At 64.9% G+C, this 20459-nt stretch carries 24 protein-coding genes and 1 tRNA gene; 7 read left to right on the top strand and 18 right to left on the bottom strand.

Annotated elements, in window-relative coordinates; all coding sequences use genetic code 11:
- Positions 1-27: 27 nt before the first annotated feature.
- On the bottom strand, positions 28-1464 hold the full coding sequence (locus SKP52_RS15940; protein ID WP_148309162.1) for a SlyX family protein: 1437 nt from the start codon (positions 1462-1464) through the stop codon (positions 28-30).
- Positions 1461-2141: a helix-turn-helix domain-containing protein gene (locus tag SKP52_RS15945; protein WP_052208405.1), complete on the bottom strand. Its 681-nt coding sequence runs from the start codon at positions 2139-2141 to the stop codon at positions 1461-1463. Before SKP52_RS15945 ends, SKP52_RS15940 begins: the two co-directional genes overlap by 4 nt.
- A gap of 358 nt (positions 2142-2499) precedes the next feature.
- Between SKP52_RS15945 and SKP52_RS15950 the strand changes: the two genes are divergently transcribed.
- Positions 2500-2766, top strand: coding sequence for a response regulator transcription factor (locus tag SKP52_RS15950; RefSeq protein WP_052187702.1), 267 nt, complete (start codon positions 2500-2502; stop codon positions 2764-2766).
- Between the two features lie 81 nt (positions 2767-2847).
- Here SKP52_RS15950 and SKP52_RS15955 read toward each other — a convergent pair whose 3' ends face one another.
- The 5 genes from SKP52_RS15955 to SKP52_RS15975 all read right to left on the bottom strand — a co-directional run bounded on the left by SKP52_RS15955 (position 2848) and on the right by SKP52_RS15975 (position 5260).
- The gene (locus tag SKP52_RS15955) at positions 2848-3252 is read right to left on the bottom strand and encodes a hypothetical protein (protein WP_052208407.1); all 405 of its coding nucleotides are present in this window, start codon (positions 3250-3252) and stop codon (positions 2848-2850) included.
- Between the two features lie 287 nt (positions 3253-3539).
- Positions 3540-3616 (bottom strand) — tRNA-Arg (locus SKP52_RS15960).
- A 49-nt stretch (positions 3617-3665) separates the two neighbouring features.
- Complete coding sequence (locus SKP52_RS15965; protein ID WP_039576339.1) at positions 3666-4130, bottom strand: DUF1178 family protein; 465 nt, start codon at positions 4128-4130, stop codon at positions 3666-3668.
- 2 nt (positions 4131-4132) lie between these two features.
- Entirely contained in the window at positions 4133-4393 is a 261-nt protein-coding gene (grxC, locus tag SKP52_RS15970) for a glutaredoxin 3 (RefSeq protein WP_039576341.1), read from the bottom strand.
- Positions 4394-4405: 12 nt separating this feature from the next.
- Positions 4406-5260: a ComF family protein gene (locus SKP52_RS15975; protein WP_052208991.1), complete on the bottom strand. Its 855-nt coding sequence runs from the start codon at positions 5258-5260 to the stop codon at positions 4406-4408.
- A 42-nt stretch (positions 5261-5302) separates the two neighbouring features.
- Here SKP52_RS15975 and SKP52_RS15980 point away from each other — a divergent pair, with 42 nt between their 5' ends.
- Positions 5303-6154, top strand: coding sequence for a methyltransferase domain-containing protein (locus tag SKP52_RS15980; RefSeq protein ID WP_039576344.1), 852 nt, complete (start codon positions 5303-5305; stop codon positions 6152-6154).
- An 11-nt stretch (positions 6155-6165) separates the two neighbouring features.
- Here the strand turns inward: SKP52_RS15980 and SKP52_RS15985 are convergent, their stop codons facing one another.
- Complete coding sequence (locus SKP52_RS15985; protein WP_052208409.1) at positions 6166-6594, bottom strand: (deoxy)nucleoside triphosphate pyrophosphohydrolase; 429 nt, start codon at positions 6592-6594, stop codon at positions 6166-6168.
- A gap of 86 nt (positions 6595-6680) precedes the next feature.
- Between SKP52_RS15985 and SKP52_RS25575 the strand changes: the two genes are divergently transcribed.
- Both SKP52_RS25575 and SKP52_RS15990 read left to right on the top strand, forming a co-directional pair.
- Entirely contained in the window at positions 6681-6830 is a 150-nt protein-coding gene (locus SKP52_RS25575) for a Flp family type IVb pilin (RefSeq protein ID WP_228383672.1), read from the top strand.
- A gap of 147 nt (positions 6831-6977) precedes the next feature.
- Positions 6978-7151 carry a Flp family type IVb pilin gene (locus SKP52_RS15990; protein ID WP_039576346.1) on the top strand — a complete coding sequence of 58 codons (174 nt, stop codon included), beginning with the start codon at positions 6978-6980 and terminating at the stop codon, positions 7149-7151.
- A gap of 85 nt (positions 7152-7236) precedes the next feature.
- On the opposite strand, the gene SKP52_RS15995 is transcribed toward SKP52_RS15990, so the two are convergent.
- The 6 genes from SKP52_RS15995 to SKP52_RS27065 form a co-directional block, all read right to left on the bottom strand.
- Positions 7237-8736, bottom strand: coding sequence for a M48 family metalloprotease (locus SKP52_RS15995; protein WP_052208411.1), 1500 nt, complete (start codon positions 8734-8736; stop codon positions 7237-7239).
- A 134-nt stretch (positions 8737-8870) separates the two neighbouring features.
- The gene (locus SKP52_RS16000) at positions 8871-9818 is read right to left on the bottom strand and encodes an acetyl-CoA carboxylase carboxyltransferase subunit alpha (RefSeq protein ID WP_039576349.1); all 948 of its coding nucleotides are present in this window, start codon (positions 9816-9818) and stop codon (positions 8871-8873) included.
- A gap of 9 nt (positions 9819-9827) precedes the next feature.
- On the bottom strand, positions 9828-10715 hold the full coding sequence (locus SKP52_RS16005) for a tyrosine recombinase (RefSeq protein ID WP_267128064.1): 888 nt from the start codon (positions 10713-10715) through the stop codon (positions 9828-9830).
- A 28-nt stretch (positions 10716-10743) separates the two neighbouring features.
- Positions 10744-12546 carry a hypothetical protein gene (locus tag SKP52_RS16010; protein ID WP_052208413.1) on the bottom strand — a complete coding sequence of 601 codons (1803 nt, stop codon included), beginning with the start codon at positions 12544-12546 and terminating at the stop codon, positions 10744-10746.
- Positions 12543-12668 carry a hypothetical protein gene (locus SKP52_RS27270; protein WP_267127961.1) on the bottom strand — a complete coding sequence of 42 codons (126 nt, stop codon included), beginning with the start codon at positions 12666-12668 and terminating at the stop codon, positions 12543-12545. The genes SKP52_RS16010 and SKP52_RS27270 overlap by 4 nt, the downstream gene beginning before the upstream one ends.
- Before the next feature lie 192 nt (positions 12669-12860).
- On the bottom strand, positions 12861-13241 hold the full coding sequence (locus SKP52_RS27065) for a hypothetical protein (protein ID WP_148309163.1): 381 nt from the start codon (positions 13239-13241) through the stop codon (positions 12861-12863).
- A 311-nt stretch (positions 13242-13552) separates the two neighbouring features.
- Between SKP52_RS27065 and SKP52_RS16020 the strand changes: the two genes are divergently transcribed.
- Both SKP52_RS16020 and aroB read left to right on the top strand, forming a co-directional pair.
- Positions 13553-14143 (top strand): shikimate kinase, encoded by a 591-nt coding sequence (locus SKP52_RS16020; protein ID WP_081997412.1) that lies wholly within the window; start codon positions 13553-13555, stop codon positions 14141-14143.
- Positions 14131-15237 (top strand): 3-dehydroquinate synthase, encoded by a 1107-nt coding sequence (gene aroB, locus SKP52_RS16025; protein WP_039576354.1) that lies wholly within the window; start codon positions 14131-14133, stop codon positions 15235-15237. The genes SKP52_RS16020 and aroB overlap by 13 nt, the downstream gene beginning before the upstream one ends.
- Before the next feature lie 18 nt (positions 15238-15255).
- On the opposite strand, the gene SKP52_RS16030 is transcribed toward aroB, so the two are convergent.
- The 4 genes from SKP52_RS16030 to radA are packed head-to-tail and all read right to left on the bottom strand — an operon-like array spanning position 15256 to position 19496.
- Positions 15256-17157 carry a cation:proton antiporter domain-containing protein gene (locus tag SKP52_RS16030; protein WP_039576357.1) on the bottom strand — a complete coding sequence of 634 codons (1902 nt, stop codon included), beginning with the start codon at positions 17155-17157 and terminating at the stop codon, positions 15256-15258.
- Positions 17154-17582: an iron-sulfur cluster assembly scaffold protein gene (locus tag SKP52_RS16035; RefSeq protein ID WP_039576359.1), complete on the bottom strand. Its 429-nt coding sequence runs from the start codon at positions 17580-17582 to the stop codon at positions 17154-17156. Before SKP52_RS16035 ends, SKP52_RS16030 begins: the two co-directional genes overlap by 4 nt.
- Positions 17579-18124 (bottom strand): CvpA family protein, encoded by a 546-nt coding sequence (locus tag SKP52_RS16040; protein ID WP_081997413.1) that lies wholly within the window; start codon positions 18122-18124, stop codon positions 17579-17581. Before SKP52_RS16040 ends, SKP52_RS16035 begins: the two co-directional genes overlap by 4 nt.
- Positions 18125-18134: 10 nt before the next feature.
- Complete coding sequence (gene radA, locus SKP52_RS16045; RefSeq protein WP_039576361.1) at positions 18135-19496, bottom strand: DNA repair protein RadA; 1362 nt, start codon at positions 19494-19496, stop codon at positions 18135-18137.
- A gap of 211 nt (positions 19497-19707) precedes the next feature.
- Here radA and fsa point away from each other — a divergent pair, with 211 nt between their 5' ends.
- Complete coding sequence (gene fsa, locus SKP52_RS16050; protein ID WP_039576363.1) at positions 19708-20358, top strand: fructose-6-phosphate aldolase; 651 nt, start codon at positions 19708-19710, stop codon at positions 20356-20358.
- Positions 20359-20459 lie beyond the last annotated feature (101 nt).

Consider the following 20459-nt stretch of genomic DNA (forward strand, 5'->3'; position numbering starts at 1 on the left):
TTTGCGATAATGGCGGTCGCCGGGGGGTTATATTTTCCCGCCAAACGGCATGCGCAGCGTGATCGATACGTCGGGCGCATCCTCGGTCACCCCGATTTCGAAGCCCATGTTCAGAACGTCGCGCTCGGTCAGGCGATAGGACATGCCGAAATTGAGCGAACCGACGTGGATATAATTGGATTTCTGATTCGTATCGCCAATCTCGGTCTTGGTCGGGAAGATATAATTGTGCCGATAGCCGAGCGAGAAGGAAAAGCGCGGGTTCAGCGCGAAGCCGAAGCCGATGTTGGCCGACACCGCATCGCCCGGATCGACGCGCCCGATCAGCACGTCGCCGACCAATTCGTTCACATCGCGCGGGATATGATAAAGATAGGCCACCCCGCCGTAAATGACCGCGGGATCCGACGGCATCAGGAAATTGAGTCCCGGCTGAACCGCCCAGAAACCCGATCCGGTGGCCAACCCCGTGGCAACGCCGAATTCATCATAGCCGACCTCGAACGGCCCCTTGCCCGTGTCCGATTTCACACGGAGCGTTCCGACAAAGATCGGCTTTTGTCCGACCGGCCGATTGAATTGATAGCGCAGCGAGAATTCGGCATCGCCGACCCCGTCCTCGCGCAGCGCGATCGACCGGACGATACCTTCGTCACGTTGCTGGACGACCTCGATCCGGTCGTTGCGATAGAGATAGGGGATGCGCACTTCGGCCTCGAGCCGGTCGCTGATTCCGTAACGCATCGATGCCGTGCCGACGAGCGTGTCGCGGTCGGCGTCGGTTGCTTCGATCAGGCCGATCTGAATGCCCGGGATCAGTTCGATCCCGCGAAAGACGAGTCGATTGGTCGACGAGCGTGTATATTCGAACGAGGGTTCGAAAATGAAATGGCCGGCGCGCGTCAGCACGCCCTGTCCTTCGGGAACCGCAGCGACGCGTTCCGTCGTCGACTCGCCCGGAGGCGGCGCTTCGCCGACGGGTGCATCGGGCAGCGCGACCGCATCACTGCCCGGACCGGGAAGCGCGGGGCCGGCAACGCCTTGCCCCATGCCGGTACCGCGGAACATCTCCAGCGGCGCCTCTGCGAGCGCAAAGGAGGAAAGTCGGTCGATCTGCGCCTGCTGGGTGATAAGCTGCCCCTGCATCTTCACGATCTGCTGCCGCTGCTCCACCAGCATCACATTTTGCTGGTCGATCAGCGCGCGCTGTTCGGCCAGGATTCGGCGCTGCACATCGATCTCGCTTTCGACGCTCGCGGCCGGTGGGCTTTCGGCAGCAGCGCCCGCACCCGCGACTGCGGCGTTCCAGATTGGCGCGGTATCGAGAAATGGCAGTGCGTCGCACAGACATTCAAGCGCTGGCGTCTCGTGCGCGTTGGCCTGCGAAGGCGAAAAAATCGCCGACAGTCCAACGGCGGCCACACCGACATGGCGCAGCACGGGCGACACTATCAAGTTACTCATGCGCCCGCCCCCTGTCCGGTGAAGCTTCGCCGCGGCCGCATCGCGCCGATCTTGTCGATCGCCACGCCCATCTCTTCGCCGGCGATCGCGCGAAGCCCGTCGAGGTCGACCAGCCGGCACAATTGCGGACCCTCCAGCTCGATCAGCCCCTGGCGGACAAAGCCCGAGATCGTCCGGCTGACCGTATGAATCGTGAGGCCAAGATGATCGGCGATATCGCCACGTGTCATCGGCAGGGGGATGCTGCCCAGTGCCGACAGCCGCTTCGCCGCGATCAGCAGAAATGCCGCGACCCTTTCGTTGGCGTTCCGGCGGCCGAGCAGGAATATGCACTGATTCGCGCTGTCGAGCGCGCGTTCGAGCGCGCGATTCTGTCCAAAGGAATCGGGGTCGCCGTTCAGCGCGGGGCGGCGCGTCAGGATCGTGTTGGTGACCGCTTCGGCGGCCGCGTCGCGCGAACCATATTCGACGCCGAACACGTCGCCCTGATAGAAAAAGCCCGTCAACTGGCGGTGCCCGTCGACGTGGAAATGGCAGGTTCTCACCGTTCCCGAGATGACCTCGAACCAGCAATCGCCGGGATCACCCTGTGAAAAGATGATCTCGCCTTTACGAAATTTAAGAATGGTATCCTGCGGAATCGAACCGCGTTGATATTCTGCCGACAGACCTTGCACGCCACGTCTCCAATCTGAAATTGGTATTTGCGGCGACCCCATTTGCGAGTCTCATCTGCCTTTGCGAAGGCTGACACCATCCGGGTAAAAACCAAGGAATTCGTGTGTATGAATGCCCTAGCAAAATTCCTTAGGTAATTTTACTTAGCATCTAGAGATAGATTACATCAGTTTTTCAACAACATAGATATATTGGCACAGCAAATGTCGGTATATACTTAATTAGCTTAGGTTAATTGCTAAACAGCGCGCAAAGAGATATTGTCGAAGCCAGAGCAGGTGGGTTGCGGCATTGCCGCACAAAAGATGCTCGTCGGTCGCACCGTGTCTACGCCTTGGGGTATCAGGGGATTGCGCCGTGCATCAAAACGCTTTGAACGTCGAACCGCATTTGACCTTTCGTGAGCATCAAATACTGGAATTGGTAGCCGTCGGCTGCTCGGCCAAGCAGATCGCGATCGAGATCAATATCGCGCCGCGAACCGTCGAACGGCATATCGAGAATGTGCGGCTGAAACTGAATGCGCGCAACCGCGCGCATCTGATAACCCAGGCCATGCACCTCGGCCTGCTGGTCATCGAGACGCCCTCGCCAGACGAACCGACGCTCTTCGAACTCAAATGATGGAAGAGGCCCGCCGGCCTTGGTCGCGGCTCGTCAGATCGAATGACCTGCCAAGCCCCGCTTCAAGCGATATAAGCGTCGTCATCGTTCCCCCCGGCGGATTTCGGCTGAAAGCTGGTCGTCGCGGGCCGTTAGCAGAATCTCGGTCGCCAAGGAGGAAGATCGGACCGCTCGCGCCAGAACCAGCGTGCCGATCAACTGCGCAATGACGCGAATCGCCCCTTCTCGGTCCTCGCCATCGGGAAGCTCAACCAATATTTGCGCGATCGAGGCCTCCAGCCCCGTCTCGAATGCCGGCCCGAGCGCATCGGAATGCCGCAGCGCCTCGGGAGCGAGCGCAGCATAGGCGCAGCCGTTCGCGGGATGATAGCGGTGCGCCGCCGGCAAATACCAGCGACGCAGCGCCGCGACCGGATCATCCGGCGCCCGACAACGGTACGAGGCCCGCCAGAAAAAGTTCTTCAGGATGCTGCCGACAAGATCCATCGGGAGGCATCTGCTCGCGAGGATAAACAAGCATACCGTCGAGCTCGCCATCGCCTACCGGGCGTTTTCGGAAAACTTCGACCAACGCGAAACTGCACGCAGCCACCAAGCGCGCGAAGGCCGATGATCGGCCCAACCGCTTTGGGGCCGAATGGGAAGTGGTGCTGTGTTCCAACTTTATTGCATGAAGCCGCCCCTAAAGAGAAGAAACGGACGGAAAACAGCGAGAAACATGATTAAGAGAATGGAAGAACGCTGGCTTGATATCGCACCAAGTCTTTGAAAAATGGTGCACCCGGCGGGATTCGAACCCACGGCCCCCAGATTAGGAATCTGATGCTCTATCCTGCTGAGCTACGGGTGCGCCGCCGGTCGTGTAGCGGGGCGCGCTGCAAAGCGTCAATCGGGATGGATCAATTGGCCGCCTCGGGCGGCACGATCGGTACGAGCAGGGGCATCGCGGCGATGCCGTCGTCGCGTAGCGCCTCCGCCTCTTCGGGCGAGGCCTGGCCGTGGATCAAATCCTCGGCCGAGCGCCCTTCGTGAATCGCACGCGCGGCGTCGGCGAAATCGCGGCCGACCCAGCGCGACTGCGGCAATATTTCGGCCTGTTTCGCGGCGATGTCGGCAAGCATTTTGCGTATCAGTTCGGGCGATGGCTCGCCCGAACCCGGCGGCGTGGCTGGCGGCTGAACGGCCATCTGCCGGTTGGCCTTGGTGCCGACGCGCGGCGCCATGACCGCCTTTTTGACGTCGGCATCGCCGCACACGGGGCAATTGATCAGCCCGCGCGTCTGCTGGTCACCAAAGCTGTCGCTGTTCGCGAACCAGGCTTCGAACCGGTGGTCGCCGGCGCAACAAAGATCGAAAACGATCAAGCTCAGCCCAGTCCCAACAGCGGATCGAGCCCGCCCCGCGCGTCGAGCGCCGCCATGTCGTCGCTGCCGCCGATATGTTTTCCGTCGATGAATATCTGCGGGACGGTGCGCGCGCCACCCGCGCGTTCGACCATCGCGTCGAACCCGGCCCGGTCCATCGTCAGGTCGATTTCCTGATACTCGACGCCCTTGCGCTCGAGCAACGCCTTGGCGCGCGAGCAATAGGGGCAGAGGAATTTGGTAAATACTTCGATCTTGGCCATGCGGCTATCCTGTCATCCTTCATTCGTCATATCGGAATCCAACGAAGCAAAGTCAAATATGTTGCCGCTCATCAGCGCATCGGGAACGACACGCGCCCAGCTTAACGCCGATACACGCGCTGCACCGCTCCGATTGAGCATTTTCGCCGCCGCGCGCAGGGTCGCGCCGCTGGCATGGACGTCGTCGACCAGCACCAGATGGCGGCCCGCCACGCGCGCCTTTGCGCCCGTGGCCAGCGTAAAGGCCCCCGCGACGATCCGCTCGCGTTCGCGCCGTCCCTTGCCGCGCAGCGACGCAGTCGACTTGACGCGCAGCAGCAGATGATGGTCGCGCGCCGCGCCGGTCAGCCGTGCCAGTTCGTCGGCGACCAGCGCCGCCTGATTGAACCCGCGCGACCACAGCCGCCAGCGATGCAGCGGCACCGGCACCAGCAGCATATCGTCGATCGCCCCCAGCGTCGCGAGCCGCCGCGCCATCAACCGCGCCATCAACCGCGCGTGCCCGGTGCGCCGCCCATATTTGAGGCGCAGCGCCACGGTGCGCGCAACGGGACCATAAGCGACTGCAGCCGGCGCGCCGTCGAAGGGCGGCGGGCTGGCAAGGCACGCGCCACAGACGATCGGCGCGCCGGGCAAGGCCGTCGGCAGCGGGATCGAGCAGCGCGAGCAGGAGGGGCCATCGAGGAAGTCGAGCGAGGACCAGCAGGTCAGGCAAAACTGGCGATCTTCGCCGACGATCACCCCGCATCCGGGGCAGCGCGGCGGCAGCGCATAATCGACGATCGCGCGCCCCGCGGCACGCAAGCTCCCCAGCCACGCTCCGGCCGGCGCGCCGTCTTTTTCGACATCCCCCGTCGTCGTCGCCATCCGCCGCTTGTGAAGCATCGCCGGGGACGGCACAAGCGGCGCATGTCGCAGCCTCCCCGCCCGCTCTTCTCCCCGGCCCGTCACCGCGCCCAGCGCGACCGCATGGCCCGCCTGCCCGCGTCGGCCAATTTTCTTGCGCCGCTGATCGCCGAAACCCTGCTCGACCGGCTGGCAATGGTGACGCGCGAATTTCCGCGCACATTGCTGATCGGCGCGCATGATGCCGCGCTCGCCGATCATCTGAGCGCGACCGGCACCGATCTCACTATCGCCGAGGCGGGACCGCGCCTCGCCGCCAGGGCCGGCGCCGTCGCGGTCGAGGCCGACGCCATCGACCTGCCCTTTGCCAGTTTCGACCTCATCCTCTGGCCCGGCGGGCTCGACAGCATCAACGATGTGCCTGGCGCACTCGTCCGCCTCCGCGCGCTGCTGGCGCCCGACGGCCTGTTGCTCGGCGCCTTCGTCGGCGACGGCAGCCTGCCCCGGATGCGCCGCGCGGTGATGGCGGACGGGGTGCGGTCGATCGCGCGGCTGCATCCCCAGATCGACCTCGCCGCGATGGGCAATTTGCTCCAGCGCGTCGGCTTCACCCTGCCCGTCGTCGATGTCGACGCGCTGACGGTGCGCTATGGCGACTGGTTCGCCCTGGTGCGCGATATCCGCGCGGCGGGCTTGTCGAGCCGGCTCGCGCCCGCGCCCCCGTCCTTGACGCGCGAAGAGGCGGCGCGGATTGCAGCGGCTTTCGCGGCCCAGGCCGATCCCGACGGCCGCATCGGCGAAACATTCCGCCTTATCCATTTCAGCGGCTGGGCGCCGCATCCCGACCAGCCGCAACCCGCGCGGCGCGGCAGCGGCACCGCCTCGCTCGCCGAGGCATTGAAGCCAAAGACCTAGACCCCAAAGATCTAGACCAGCGCCTCCAGCAAGCCGATCAGCGGCTTGTCGGCGGGCGGCATAGCAAGCCCGTGCAGTTCGACCGGGCGCACCCAGCGCAGCGCGCTGGCATGCTGCGCCACCGGCGTTCCGCGCCATTTCCGGCAGACATAGAGCAACAGCAGCAGATGCCGGTCGCCGAGCGGCTCGCTCGCGAAACAGGCGGGCGCAAGGCACGCATGATCGACATCGATCGCGAGTTCCTCGCCCAGTTCGCGGATCAGCGCCTGTTCGGGCGTTTCGCCGGGCTCCAGCTTGCCGCCGGGAAACTCCCAGAGCCCGGCCATCGACAGACCTTCGGGGCGCTGCTGGACCAGCAGCCTCCCGTCACGGTCGACAAGCGCCGCGGCCACGACGATCAGCGGCGTTTTTGGCGGTTTTCCGGGGTCGGTAGCGGACAAATTGTTAACCTTCCTGTGTAAACATGACACCCTCGGGAACTATAATTTCAGTCAGGGGTGGAACAATGCGAAAGTTTTACAGGCTGATGCGGTCGACCAGGGCCGCCACAGCCGTCGAATATGGGCTGATTCTGGCCCTTATCTTTTTGGCGGCCGTCGTTTCGGTGGGCAATTTCGCCAACTCCGCCAACGGCATGTGGAACAGTATCTCGAAAGCCGCCGAAAATAATATGTAGCGTCGCAGTGGCTGTCCCATTTCGGGCTTTCGGCGCACAGGTTTCGGGCGGGTAGCATTAAGATTTTCAAAACCTATTCGCCCTAAACCCCCGGATGTTGACCCAGACCAGACCGTCAACAGGGTAAGTGAAATCAGGAGACCAGTCATGAAGTTCATCAAGAAGTTCGTCCGCGATACCAAAGCCGCCACCGCCATCGAATATGGCCTGATCGCGGCCCTGATCGCCGTCGCCGGCATCGCGGCAATGGGCGCCGTCGGCAACAGCGTCGGCAACACCTTTAACAAGGTTTCGACCAAGCTCGACGAAAAGAACGCCTAATCAGGCGATGCTCACGCCGCTTATCGCGGCGGAAATCGGAAAGGGCGGTGGAGCGATCCACCGCCCTTTTTCGTTGCGGCCGTCGTTACCGGCTTGCGTACACGACGATCTTCACGCGCTGCCCCGGGGTCAGGCGGCTCGATGCGGTCAGGCGGTTGAGCACCTGGAACCGTTCCGCCTGATAATTGCTGTACGCCATGCGCCGCGCCAGCGTGGCGACGGTATCGCCGCGCCCGACGGTCACGACATCGATCCGCCGCGGCTTGATCGCCGCCGCTTCCGAAGTGCTCAGGCGCCGGACGCTATTGAACATCGAATTGAACACGCCGCTGCCGCCCGCCTGCGTCAAGGTGACGAAGTGGAACGCGCGCTCACGCGAAAATTCATAGGCGAAGATGGTCACATCGACCTGCCCCGACTGGCTATTCACCCGCGCGGTCGAATAGGACGCCGGAATGCCGTTCACCGTCGTGCGCTGGATCGCGCCGGGGCTGATCGCGGCATTGCCAGCGATGGCCTTGAAGGCGGCGGCGATATAGGCATTCATGTCGCCGCTGTACGGACCGGTCGTGAATTGCGCTTGCCCGCCGTTGCCGCTGACCGACACCGCGTCGGCGCCATTCTGCATTCCGTAACCGTTCGGCACCGTGAAGCGCAGCTTGAGGTCGGGGTGCAGGAAATCACGCCCTTCGACCACGCCCTGCGCCGGATCGTCGCCGTAAAGCACATTGTCGACCGAGGCGAGGAACGCGTCGGCATTGCGCGTCCCGCCGTTGCCGCCCGCGCGGTTCGCCAGCGACTGGGCGTTGCGCACGCGTGAAGCGGGATCGGGGTGAGTGCTCGCCCATTCGGGGAGCGAACGCGCGTCGCCGCCCGACAGGCGCGCCTCGAGCGTCGTCTGGTTGGCGAGGCTGGTCAGCATCGTCGACAGCGCCAGCGGGTCGTAACCCGCGCTGCGGAGATATTGGACGCCGAGCTGGTCGGCCTGCAATTCCTGGCTGCGCGAAAAGCCGAGCGTCGCGAGTTGTGCGACCTTCAGCGAATTATTCTGGAGCAGTCCGCCGAGCCCGCCGAGCAGTCCGCCATTGTCGCCGATCGCGCCGCCGAGCACCGCGCCGAGCACACCGAGGATCTGGTTGCGCGTCGCCGCCGACTGGCGCTTCTTGCTGTGCTGCGCCGCGACATGCCCGACCTCGTGCCCCAGCACGCCGGCAAGTTCGGCCTCGTCGTTCATCAGCGCCATCAGCTGGCGTGTGACATAGACATAGCCGCCGGGGATCGCGAAGGCGTTGTTCACCGGCGAATTGAGCAGGGTGACGGTAAAATCGCTTGCGCTACGCGACAGTCCCGACTGAACGGCAATATTCTGCCCGACACGGTTCACATAAGCGGCCTGCGGACCATTATAGGCGCCGCCGAATTCGGCCATCAGCTGCGGGTGCGCGTCGGTACCCTGCTTGCGCTCGGCGGACGAAATGCTCGTCGCGGTCTTGATCGCCTTCAACTGCGCGTCGGCCGCGCCGGTCGCGGCAAGACCGCCCAACGCCAGCACTGCCGCCAGTTTTTTCCCGGTCTTCCAGCTCATCGAAATCCTCCCACTACACGCCGTCGCTCAGCGATATCCCCATCACACGACAAGGCAAGCCGCGCGATGAACCGCGGCCGCCCGATTTTGAAAGGGAACGCGATAACCCGCGATCGGGTTCCGCGGGACCGCGCCTAAGCGCGGCCCATTGCTAGGAATTTATCCTCGCGCGCGGCGAGCAATGTCTCGCGCGGCAGCCCGGCAAGCGCATCGAGTTCCTGTGCGATCGCATCGCCGAGCGCCGCAATCGCGACGTCGGGCGCGCGATGCGCTCCGCCGACGGGTTCGGTGACGATCCGGTCGATAATTTTGAGCCCGAGCAGATCCTGCGCCGACATCTTCATCGCGGCGGCGGCATCAGCCGCCTTGTCCGACGTGCGCCACAGGATCGAGGCACAGCCTTCGGGCGAAATCACCGAATAGACGGCATGTTCGAACATCAGCACGCGGTTCGCGGCGGCAAGCGCAATCGCGCCGCCCGAGCCGCCCTCGCCGACCACGGCGGCAACCATCGGCACGCCGAGCGCCAGGCATTGTTCGGTCGAACGCGCGATCGCTTCGGCCTGGCCGCGTTCTTCGGCCTGGATTCCCGGAAAGGCGCCCGAGGTGTCGACCAACGTCACCACCGGCAGTCCGAACCGGTCGGCCAGCTGCATCAGGCGGATCGCCTTGCGATAGCCCTCGGGCTTCGCCATCCCGAAATTATGCTTCATGCGCGACGGAATATCGTCGCCCTTTTCGTGGCCGATGACCATCACGCGACGGCCGCGGAACCGCGCCATCCCGCCCAAAATAGCCTGATCGTCGCCGAAATTGCGGTCGCCCGCCAGCGGCATCCAGTCGTCGAAGAGGCCGGCGACATAATGTTTGAAATGCGGGCGGTCGGGGTGGCGCGCGACTTGCGTCTTTTGCCAAGGCGTCAGTTTCGAATAGATATCGCGCAGCAATTTGGAAGACTTATCCTCGAGCTGTGCAATATCATTGTCGATGTTGAGCGAGGGGTCGTCCCCCATTTCGCGCAGTTCGGCAATCTGCCGATCGAGCGCCGCGACCTGTTTTTCGAAGTCCAGAAAGGCTGTCATGCGCAGTCGCTAGGACGATGGCGGCGTAACGTCAACTTTGGGGTGGGCACCATCCATCCGCGCGAGCGGATGCCGCTGGTTGACCAGCTCGACAAGGCGGCGGCTGTCGACATGCGTGTAAATTTCGGTCGTCGCAATATCCGCGTGCCCCAGCATCAATTGCAGCGCGCGCAGATCGGCCCCACCCTCGAGCAGATGCGTGGCAAAGGCATGGCGCAGCACATGCGGGCTGACTGCGGTCGGGTCGACCCCTGCACGGCCCGCGAGGTCGCGCAGCATCTGGAACAGCCGCACGCGGGAAATATGCGCCTTGCCCGACGGGAACAGCCAGGGTGATACTTCGGTGAGGAAGGGCACCCAGCGATCGAGGACGGTCCGTGCGCGTTCGGACAGCGGGACCAGCCGCTCCTTGTCGCCCTTGCCGCGGATGATCAGATACTCGCGCTCGCCCGCCATCGCGCGGCGCGGCAGCGACACCAGCTCGCTGGCGCGCAGGCCCGACCCGTAAAGAAGTTCGAGCAGCAGCAGCATCCGCACCGCCGCGGCCGGCGGCGCTTCTCCCGCCGCTTCCTCTTCGGCCTGAGCGAATAGCCGCTCGACATGATCATGGGTCAGGATGCGCGGAAGCGGGCGGCGCGTCGTCGGCCGCGCGATATCGAGCGCCGGATTGTCGGCGCGCTCGCCCTCATCGAGCAGGAAGGCAAAAAACTGGCGCAGCGCCGACAACTTACGCGCCGCGCTACTCGCTACAAGCGATTGATAATCCGCCATCAATTTGCGCAAGTCGGCCGCATTGGCATCGCCCAGCGGGCCCTTCACCCACTCCGCCGCCTGCTCCAGATCGCGGCGGTAGGCGGCAAGCGTGTTGCGCGAGGCGCCACGCTCGGCCGCCATCATCTCGAGAAAACGATCGATCAGAGCGCCGTCAGACACGCACCAGCGCTTCGGCGGCGATCATCCGCGCTTCGGACGACAGGCCCACTTCGCGCAGCGCTCGGACGATATAATAGAGATGGTAGGGCGGGACTTTCGACCATTCGCCCTGCATCCCCGCCGCCGCGAGAAGCGCAACCATGCCGGGCTCACGCCGCTCGGCGGCCGCCATGATCGCGCGCGACCAGCGCGTCTGCTTGCCCAGATCGACTTCGAGATCGCTCGCCGCCGCCGCCGCCGCGCTCGCATCGAGGCGGCCGAGACCGGCGAGGCCCGCGAGCAGGAATTTCGACCGCAGCGTATCGGCGCTGTCGTCGTCGCCCGAAAAGCGTTCGACGGCACCCGCGCTCATGCCGGTGAGCGGCCGCGGCGAACCCACCGCGAGCACGGCCCACGCGCGGCTGCCGACCGAAACGGTCGGCACCCACGCAATCGCATTCTCGTCATAACCGCCCGCGAGCATCGATCCGAGCAGTTGCCAGGGGTCGTCGCCGACCTCGGTACCGACGGGCAGCGCCGCTGCGGCGCGCGCGGTCGCGACCATCGCCGCATAGCGCTGGGTCGGACCGGCATCGGTGCCCCAAAGCCGTTCCATCGCGGCATAACGGTCGGCACCGCGCGCCAGACGGAAGGCGGCGCGCAATTGATCGGTCTGCGCCGTGACCGCTTCGGTGGGCTCTTCTTCGCTCGCCGCGGCGCTGAGCAGCGATACATAGGCCTCGCTCGACAGCACACCGCGCGCAGCCGCTTCGGGGGCAGCGGCGACGCGGCTCGCCATGTCGGTCATCGGCGCCAGCACCGTCCAGCTTTTGATATTGGGCGCGGCCGACGTGCGCAGCGCCTCGGGCACCGGGATCGCGGTCGCGGTCGCCATGCCGAAGCGCCAGCTTGTCAGCCGGTCGATATTGTCCCACTCGATCGTCGTCGACCGGCGGCCGGCGCCGGTCGCGCCGAGGACGCGTTCGGTGAGCAATATGTCGAAATTCGAAATCTTGCCGCTCGACCGCACGCGGCTGATCGCCCAGCCCGCCGGCCCGGCTTCGCCCGACAGGCCCGCACAGATAGCCGACGCCAGGCGCCACGCCTGTGCGTCGCCATGCGCGAGCCCGGCGGGGACATAAGGGCACATGCCCGCGGGATCGGCATTGGCGAGATAGGTTTGCTGTGCGGTGGCGACGAGGCGCGGGCTGGCGCGGTCGTAATCGACCGACTGGACGATCCGGCGCGCGGTGATCGATTCGCCCATGCGGAGCAACAGCGAAGCGCGAGCGGCGGCGAGATCGGCGCCGTTGATCGTGTCGGGGGTATCGATCGCCGAGGCGAGCGAGCGCCGCAGCAGGATCTGTCCCCAACGCGACGCGAACTGTCCGTTCGTCTTGCTCATGATCGCGGCGGCATATTGGCCGCGCACCCCGAACGCATCCGGCGCAAGCCCGCCCGTTTCGGGCGTCAGCGGCCCGATTCGGGTGAGCAGGCGGCGCGCACCCGGCGGCAGGTCGTATTTCAGCCCGCCCGATTCGACCTCTTCGCCGTCCTCGCCCTCTTCGGCGGCCGCGCTCGTCGGCGCCGTCCCTACGGTCGGGGTGACTGCAGGCGGAGCGGTGCCGTTGGTCGGCGTCGAACTCGGGGCAGGCGTCGGCGTCGATGAAGGCGCCGGCGCCGGACGCGGCGCATCGGCCGGGTTGCCGAAGCCTTCGGGCAACAGCGATTCCTGTGCGAGCGCGGGCAGCACCAGCACGGCGGCCATGGCGGTTCCCGACAAGCCCAGCGCGAGCGATAGCGTTTTCATCTTCATTGCGGCACGCTTTCGGCAATCTTGTCGGTCACGTCCACCTCAATCATTCGCGGCTCGATCGGCCGGCCGAGAAACAGCAGGAATAGAAAGAACGCCACCAGCACCAGCGCCAGCACGATCAATCGTGCAATCCAGCGGCCTTTTCCCGATCTGCCCCGCGTGCGCAATATCCCATGCCTGTCGTTCGTCTCATTAAACGCGCAGCAAAAGCATTGTTCCGCGCGGCCCTCGCGGTATAGCCGCGCGGACCATGTGACGCACTCCAAATTAATCGATTAAAAGCCGCCAGACCGAAATCGACCAGTTGTTGGATGTCAGTCAGCGATCATTTTGCGCCGTTCGAACAACGTCAGGGCAAGCACCCATACACTGGACGTGATACAGGACAAAGCGACGACATCGAGCAAGCTTGCGCCGCTAAGCGCCCACCAACTGCCGCAGATAACAATCGGTCCTAAGATACAAAAAGGTATGATGTATCGGTCTAGAGCGTTCCCCCTAAACCAAACGATAGCGAGAACCGCCGCGATCCAAGGGAGCGAGAATATCGCACCGGCAAACATGCCGAAAAATGCTCCTGCTCCAAAGCCACCCGACGTTCCAACTGTTCCGTAGAAGCCGACGATCAGCAGGCCGAAGAGGTGAGCGACACCTATACGCACTGCCAAAACTTGTCGACGACTGGGGCTTGTCATTCCCGAATAATAGCTGTCCCAGTTTTGCGAGGCAATGTCCGTTTCCCACCCCAAGTTTGCAGTTCGGCCATCTTGGCCACCGTCTGAAACCAGACTTTTGCGAACGCAGCCATGTGGCCCAATAAGACAATCATTTTGATGATCGGCTTGGCATGCTACGGGCACGCGCAAGCAGAGCCTCAACGGATATTACGATATCGTAATCGCTGGCTTTGTGACGTTTGGGTGTGCAATGGGGGCGACCGCATCCGCTGATTCCCGCGGTTTTTAGCGCTTCGGCACTTTTGTTTACAACTGTTTGTGATTGCACCATGTCGCGAAACCCGAAAAGCCTGGCCCCGATGACCGCGGGGCCCATCCCCGCGTCGATCCGCGAGCGGTCGATCGTGCTCGTCGGTTTGATGGGCTCGGGAAAATCGACCGTCGGCCGCCGCCTCGCGCAGCGGCTCGGCATGCGGTTCGCTGATGCCGACGACGAGATCGAACGCGCCGCCGACACCAGCATTTCCGACATTTTCGAGCGGTTCGGCGAGGCGCATTTCCGCGACGGCGAACGCCGCGTTATCGCCCGGCTTCTGGCCGGAAAGCCGATGGTGCTGGCGACCGGCGGCGGCGCTTTCATCAACGACGAAACGCGCGCGCTGATCCTGCGGGGCAGCCTTTGCATCTGGCTCGACGCCGATATCGCGACGCTCGTCGAACGCGTCGGCCGCCGCAGCCACCGCCCGCTGCTCAAGAACCGCGACCCCGGCGAGGTGCTCCGCGACCTCGCGGCAGTCCGCAATCCCATCTATGCCGAGGCGCATCTTCGCGTCAGTTCGGCAAGCACGCCGCACGACCACACGGTGCGCGCGATCCTGGAGGCCCTGTCAAAGTGGGAAGATCCGCAATGGAAAGCCTGACCGTCGAGCTCGGCAGCCGCAGCTATCCGATATTGATCGGCGACGGGCTGATCCGCGATATCGGCGAACATGTCGCGCCGCTACTGAAGCGTCCGCGCACAATGATCGTCACCGACACGCACGTCGCCGACCATTATCTGATCCCGCTCGGCACCGCGCTGGCGATGGCCGACATCTCCTTCTCCTCCTTCGTCCTCGACCCGGGCGAAAGCACGAAAAGCTGGGCGGGGCTCGCGCGCCTGACCGAATGGCTGATCGGCGAAGGCGTCGAGCGCGGCGATCATGTCATCGCTCTCGGCGGCGGTGTGATCGGCGACCTCGTCGGTTTCGCTTGCTCGATCGTCAAGCGCGGCTGCAACTTCATTCAGGTGCCGACCACACTGCTCGCGCAGGTCGACAGCAGCGTCGGCGGGAAGACCGCGATCAACGTCCCCGCGGGCAAAAACCTTATCGGCGCCTTTCACCAGCCCGCGCTCGTCGTGATTGATCCGACGACGCTCGAAACGCTGCCGCGCCGCGAACTGGGGGCCGGCTATGCCGAGGTCGTCAAATATGGGCTGATCGACGACGCCACCTTCTTCGGCTGGTGCGAGGCGAATGGCGCCGCACTGCTCGCGGGCGATAGCGAAGCCCGGCACAAGGCGATCGCTCAGGGCGTCGCGGCCAAGGCGCGCATCGTCGCCGCCGACGAGCGCGAGACGCAGGACATTCGCGCGCTGCTCAACCTCGGCCACAGCTTCGGCCATGCGCTCGAGGCCGAGACGGGCTATTCGGACCGGCTGCTCCACGGCGAAGCCGTCGCCGCCGGCATGGTCCTCGCGCACCAGTTTTCGGCTGCGAAAGGGCTTTGCACGCCGGAGGATGCCGTGCGCGTGCGCGATCACCTCGCGAGCGTCGATCTGCCGCACAGTCTTGCGAGCGCGGGCGTCAACACGGGGGGCGCCGAACTCGCAGATCATATGGCGCACGACAAAAAGGTGCGCGGCGGCAAGCTGCCGCTGATCCTGACCCGCGGCATCGGGCGAAGCTTCGTCACCGACGAATATGGCCTCGATGCGGTGGCGGCGTTCCTCGACGGACAGCGCGCCGCATAGCAACGACGCGCTGGCCGCCTAGCTCTCGCTCGTCAGCCCCATCGCCTCATCTTCTTCGCGCGCGATCTTCGCCGCGAGCCGTTTGCGCCGGAATTTTTCGAGCACGCTATCGGCCTCGCGCCCGCCGCCCGGCTTGAAGCGATGATCCATGCCCGCCGACAGGTCGCCCCCGTCAAGCTGCGCCTGCAGCCGCGTTTCGTCGAGATGGCGCAACGTCGCCTCGACATCGTCCATCTCGCTTGGATCGACATCGAGATAGCGCAGCGCCGTCAGCCCCATCGCGATCGAGCTCTCGAAGACCTCGCGCACGACCGTATCGACGCCCGCGCCGTCGATCGCGAGTAGCTGGCGGCGATCGAAAACACGCATCAAAATCTTCGCATTCGGGAACGCCTCGACGATCGGCTTGAGCGCCGCGGCATCGACCGACGCATCGTCGATGCAGAAAATGATCAGCCGCGCCTCTTCGGCCCCCGCGCGGCGGAGCAGGTCGATCCGCAGCCCGTCGCCGAAATAGACTTTCGTGTCGAAGCGGCTCGACAGCTCGATCTGGCTCGGTTTCTTGTCGATCAGCGTCACCGAACAGGCGACGCCATGCAGCATTTGCGACACGATCTGGCCAAAACGGCCATAGCCGACGACGATCGCCGATCCGCGCGGCGCGCCCTCGGGATCGTCGAGATCGGGCTCGTCGGCTCCGGGCGAAAACTCCAGATTGCGCGCGAACAGCATCAGGAACGGCGTCGTCACCATCGACAGCGTCACCACCGCGCTGAACAGGCTTGCGGCCTCGGGCTCGATAAGCAGGGCGTCCGCCGCTTGCGCGAAGAGCAGGAAACCGAATTCGCCGCCCTGGCTGAGCAACAGGCCAAGGCCGAGCGCGGCCTGCCAGCTCTTTCCGAATGCCCTCACGATCAACGTCAGCACGACGACCTTCACCGCCACCAATCCGAGCGCCAGCGTCAGGACGAGCAACGGACGTTCCATCACCGCCCCGATGTCGAGCACCATGCCGACCGCGAGGAAAAAGAGGCCGAGCAGGATCAGGCGGAAGGGTTCAACGTCAGATTCGATCTCGTGCCGATAAGGCGAATCCGCGAGCATCACGCCGGCGATGAACGCGCCAAGCGCGGTCGACAGGTGCAGGCTGTGCATCAGCGCGGCGCTGGCAAGAATGGTCAGCAGCCCGACGATGACAAACAGTTCGCGCTCGCCGTACCGGCCGACGATGCGGAGCAGCGGATTGACGATGAAGCGGCCAGCCAGCACCAGTACGACGATCGCCCACAAGGTGAAGAACGCCATCTGCCACCCGGATGGTGCCGAGGGATCGGCGGGCGCGCGCGACAGCACCGCGACGATCGTGATCATCGGGACGATCGCGAGATCCTGGAACAAAAGGATCGAGAAGGCTTTCTCGCCAAAGGGCGAATTGATCCGGCCCGAGCTTTTGAGCCCCGGCAGCACCTGTGCGGTCGACGAGAGCGCGAGCGGAAGGCCGAGCGCGAGCGAGGCTGCCGGGCTGAATCCGAGCGTCAGATAGATGAGCCCGGTGAGAATGAGCCCGGTCACCACGACCTGCATCAGGCCGAGTCCGAAGATCGCGCGGCGCATGTCCCAGAGCCGACGCGGCGACAGTTCGAGCCCGACGAGGAAAAGGAGGAAGGCGATGCCCAGTTCGGCAAAGGCGAGCTTCGATTCGCCGCCGCCGACGAGCCCGAGTCCATGCGGACCGACGACCGCACCCGCGATCAGGTAACCGAGCACGGCGCCAAGGCCGAGTCGGCGAAAGATCAGCACGAATAAAGTCGCGACGCCGAGCAGGATCGCACCTTCGACCAGTGCGGTATCGGTCGCGGCCTCGCCGACCTTTTCGGCGGCTTCGGCAGCGGCAGCCGCCGTGAGCGCGAGCAAGTTCATGCCGCCGCCGCCCGTTCCTCGAGCGCGGCGATCGCGGCGTCGAAGGGCAGCAGGATCGCGCCGTGGCGTGCCGGATAGCCCTGCGCCGGTGCGAGCAGGTCGAACCCCGGCCAGTCGGGCTGCGCCCCGTCGCCCGCGAACCAGCCCGCGATCGCACCACGCGCGGCGCGCAGTTCGGCGAGGCCGATCCCCGGCGCATGGCGCGCAAGCAACGTCGCCGACGCCTGACCCAGCGCGCACGCTTCGACATGCATGCCAACGCGCGTCACACGCCCCGCATCGTCGGTATCGAGATCGAGGATGATCGCGCTGCCGCACAGCGGGGCACGCTTGCTGACTCGGTGGCGCGCATCGGCAATCGGCAGATATTCCGAGGTCGCGACCGCCAGCGCCAAAATGTCACGGTTATAGAGCGGCACGTTCATGACGCGTCCCCCTTGGCCGCCTCGGCCTCGGCCTCGCGCGCTTCGGCGCGACGCGCGGCGATCACCTTGCTCATCGCGGCACTTGTGGCGCTCAGCGCCGGATAGGTGCGGCTGTCGGTCATCCAAGCGGGGCGCTGCGCATTGCCATAACCGATGTCGTAGAGCAGCGTCACGAGCATGAAGCCGATCGACGCGATCAACAGGCCTTTGACCGCGCCGAAGCCCGCGCCCAGCCCCCGGTCGAATCCGCCAACCAGCGACGCACGGCTGCGCTGTCCCATCGCGCGCGATCCCCATTTTGCGAGCGCGAACACGCCGCCGAAGAGCAGCACGAAAGCGAGCGCCGCGGCGCCGCCCTCGGTGCCGACCCAGCCCGCGAGGAGGTCGGTGACGAGCGGGTGAAAGAAGCGCACGGCCGCGATCGCGAGGATCCACGCGAGCAGCGTCGTCACCTCCTGCACGAGGCCGCGCGAAAAACCGAGCACCGCGCCGCCGCCAACCAGCACCAGCACGACGATATCCAGAGCCGTCAGACTTCCCATTCGCCGATCGCTAGTCGCGACCGAGCATCAGGTCAACGAGTTCGCCGAGGCGTTCGAAACCCGTGACCGAAATCCCGCCGACCGCTTTCATACCTTTCGGTCCCCAACCGCGCGAGAAACCGAGCTTCGCCGCTTCGCGTAGCCGCAGCCCGTCGTGCGAAACCTGCCGCACCTCGCCCGACAGCGATAGCTCGCCGAATACGATGGCGTCGGCGGGCACCGGCCGTTCGCTGAACGCCGAGATCAGCGCCGCCGCGACCGCGAGGTCGGCGGCGGGATCGGTGAGCCGATAGCCCCCCGCAATGTTGAGATAGACTTCGGCGGCGCCCATCTGCAGCCCGCAGCGCGCCTCCAGCACCGCGAGCACCATTGCCAGCCGCCCGCTGTCCCAGCCGACGACGGCTCTACGCGGCGTCGCGCCGCTCGCCAGCCGCACCGTCAGCGCCTGCACCTCGACCAGCACCGGGCGCGTGCCCTCCAATGCCGGAAACACCACCGATCCCGGCACGTCGCGGCTGCGGTCGGTCAGGAACAGGCTCGACGGGTTCGACACCTCGCCCAGCCCTTCCTCGCCCATCGCAAACACGCCAATCTCGTCGGTGCCGCCGAAACGGTTCTTCACCGCGCGCAGAATGCGATATTGGTGGCTGCGCTCGCCCTCGAACGCCAGCACGGTGTCGACCATATGTTCGAGCACGCGCGGCCCGGCGATCGTCCCGTCCTTGGTGACATGGCCGACGAGCACGATCGCCGCGTCGCTGTCCTTGGCATAACGGATCAGCTCCTGCGCGCTCGCGCGGACCTGGCTCACCGTCCCGGGGGCGCTGTCGATCAGGTCGCTGTGCATCGTCTGGATCGAATCGATCACGACGAAATCGGCGGTCTGCCGATCAAGCGTCGCCAGGATGTCGCGCACCGACGTCGCGCTGGCGAGCGCGACCGGCGCATTGCCCAGCCCCAGCCGCTGCGCGCGCAGCCGGACCTGCGCCGCCGCTTCCTCGCCGCTGATATAGACGACCGACTTGCCCGCTTTCGCGAGCCGCCCTGCCGCCTGCAATAGCAACGTAGACTTGCCGATCCCCGGGTCGCCGCCGATCAGCGTCGCCGATCCCGCGACGAAACCACCGCCGAGTGCGCGGTCGAACTCCGCAATCCCGCACAGCATGCGTTCGGGCATTTTGCTTTCGGCATTCAGCGTTTCGAGCGGGATCGTCCGCCCGCCTTTGCTCAGGTCATGCTTGGCCGAAAACACGGTCTCGCCCGCCTCCTCGACCAAGGTGTTCCACTCGCCGCAATCGACGCATTGGCCCTGCCAGCGATAGGTGGCGGACCCGCAATTCTGGCAGACATATTGACGTTTCGCTTTGGCCATGACCGGCGCTTAACGTGAACAAAGAACGAACGCCAGTCCTTTCCGATCTTCGTCACCCCGGACTTGATCCGGGGTCCATGCGGCGCCGCGGCTATGGATGCCGGATCAAGTCCGGCATGACGAAAGGGGCGTGCGGACGGTTCATATTTCGCGCCCGTTGCTCTAGGGCGTCGTTAAACCCGAATCACCTTCCCACCAGAAAGCCCGCGCCATGAAATTCTTCGCCGACACCGCCGAAATCGCCGACATTCAGGAACTCGCCGCGACAGGCCTGCTCGACGGCGTCACCACCAACCCGTCGCTGATCGCCAAGTCGGGACGCGACTTCAAGGAAGTGACCCGCGAAATCTGCGCGCTGACCACCGGCCCGGTCTCGGCCGAAGTCGTCGCGCTCGATCATGCGACGATGATGAAAGAGGCCGAAATCCTCCGCAAGATCGCCGACAATGTCTGCATCAAGGTGCCGCTGACGATCGACGGTTTGAAAACCTGCAAGGCGCTCACCAGCGACGGCACGATGGTCAATGTCACGCTCTGCTTCTCGGCGGCGCAGGCGCTGCTTGCGGCGAAGGCCGGCGCGACCTTTGTCTCCCCCTTCGTCGGCCGCCACGACGACAATGGCTTCGACGGGATGCAACTCATCTCCGACATCCGGCTGATCTACGACAATTATGGCTATGAGACCGAAATCCTGGTCGCGAGCGTGCGCCACGGCATCCATGTGCTCGAAGCCGCGAAGATCGGCGCCGACGTGATGACCGCGCCGCCGTCGGTGATCAAGGGGCTGTTCAAGCATATTCTGACCGAAAAGGGCATCGAAGGCTTCCTCGCCGACTGGGCGAAGACCGGCCAGTCGATCTGATCCAATTCCTCCCTGTGGCGAAGCCATGGGGAGGTGCAGCGCGCAGCGCTGACGGAGGGGCCATGGCGCGAGGTCGCTGCCCCTCCACCTGCCCATCGCTA

It is taken from the genome of Sphingopyxis fribergensis, from assembly GCF_000803645.1.
Lineage (GTDB): Bacteria > Pseudomonadota > Alphaproteobacteria > Sphingomonadales > Sphingomonadaceae > Sphingopyxis > Sphingopyxis fribergensis.

Coding starts and splice junctions, on each gene's coding strand:
- SKP52_RS15940 (WP_148309162.1), bottom strand. CDS start 1,464: ATGAGTAACTTGATAGTGTCGCCCGTGCTGCGCCATGTCGGTGTGGCC.
- SKP52_RS15955 (WP_052208407.1), bottom strand. CDS start 3,252: ATGGATCTTGTCGGCAGCATCCTGAAGAACTTTTTCTGGCGGGCCTCG.
- grxC (WP_039576341.1), bottom strand. CDS start 4,393: ATGGCCAAGATCGAAGTATTTACCAAATTCCTCTGCCCCTATTGCTCG.
- SKP52_RS15975 (WP_052208991.1), bottom strand. CDS start 5,260: ATGGCGACGACGACGGGGGATGTCGAAAAAGACGGCGCGCCGGCCGGA.
- SKP52_RS15980 (WP_039576344.1), top strand. CDS start 5,303: ATGTCGCAGCCTCCCCGCCCGCTCTTCTCCCCGGCCCGTCACCGCGCC.
- SKP52_RS25575 (WP_228383672.1), top strand. CDS start 6,681: ATGCGGTCGACCAGGGCCGCCACAGCCGTCGAATATGGGCTGATTCTG.
- SKP52_RS15990 (WP_039576346.1), top strand. CDS start 6,978: ATGAAGTTCATCAAGAAGTTCGTCCGCGATACCAAAGCCGCCACCGCC.
- SKP52_RS15995 (WP_052208411.1), bottom strand. CDS start 8,736: ATGAGCTGGAAGACCGGGAAAAAACTGGCGGCAGTGCTGGCGTTGGGC.
- SKP52_RS16000 (WP_039576349.1), bottom strand. CDS start 9,818: ATGACAGCCTTTCTGGACTTCGAAAAACAGGTCGCGGCGCTCGATCGG.
- SKP52_RS16005 (WP_267128064.1), bottom strand. CDS start 10,715: ATGATGGCGGCCGAGCGTGGCGCCTCGCGCAACACGCTTGCCGCCTAC.
- SKP52_RS16010 (WP_052208413.1), bottom strand. CDS start 12,546: ATGAAGATGAAAACGCTATCGCTCGCGCTGGGCTTGTCGGGAACCGCC.
- SKP52_RS27065 (WP_148309163.1), bottom strand. CDS start 13,241: ATGACAAGCCCCAGTCGTCGACAAGTTTTGGCAGTGCGTATAGGTGTC.
- SKP52_RS16020 (WP_081997412.1), top strand. CDS start 13,553: ATGTCGCGAAACCCGAAAAGCCTGGCCCCGATGACCGCGGGGCCCATC.
- aroB (WP_039576354.1), top strand. CDS start 14,131: ATGGAAAGCCTGACCGTCGAGCTCGGCAGCCGCAGCTATCCGATATTG.
- SKP52_RS16030 (WP_039576357.1), bottom strand. CDS start 17,157: ATGAACTTGCTCGCGCTCACGGCGGCTGCCGCTGCCGAAGCCGCCGAA.
- SKP52_RS16035 (WP_039576359.1), bottom strand. CDS start 17,582: ATGAACGTGCCGCTCTATAACCGTGACATTTTGGCGCTGGCGGTCGCG.
- SKP52_RS16040 (WP_081997413.1), bottom strand. CDS start 18,124: ATGGGAAGTCTGACGGCTCTGGATATCGTCGTGCTGGTGCTGGTTGGC.
- radA (WP_039576361.1), bottom strand. CDS start 19,496: ATGGCCAAAGCGAAACGTCAATATGTCTGCCAGAATTGCGGGTCCGCC.
- fsa (WP_039576363.1), top strand. CDS start 19,708: ATGAAATTCTTCGCCGACACCGCCGAAATCGCCGACATTCAGGAACTC.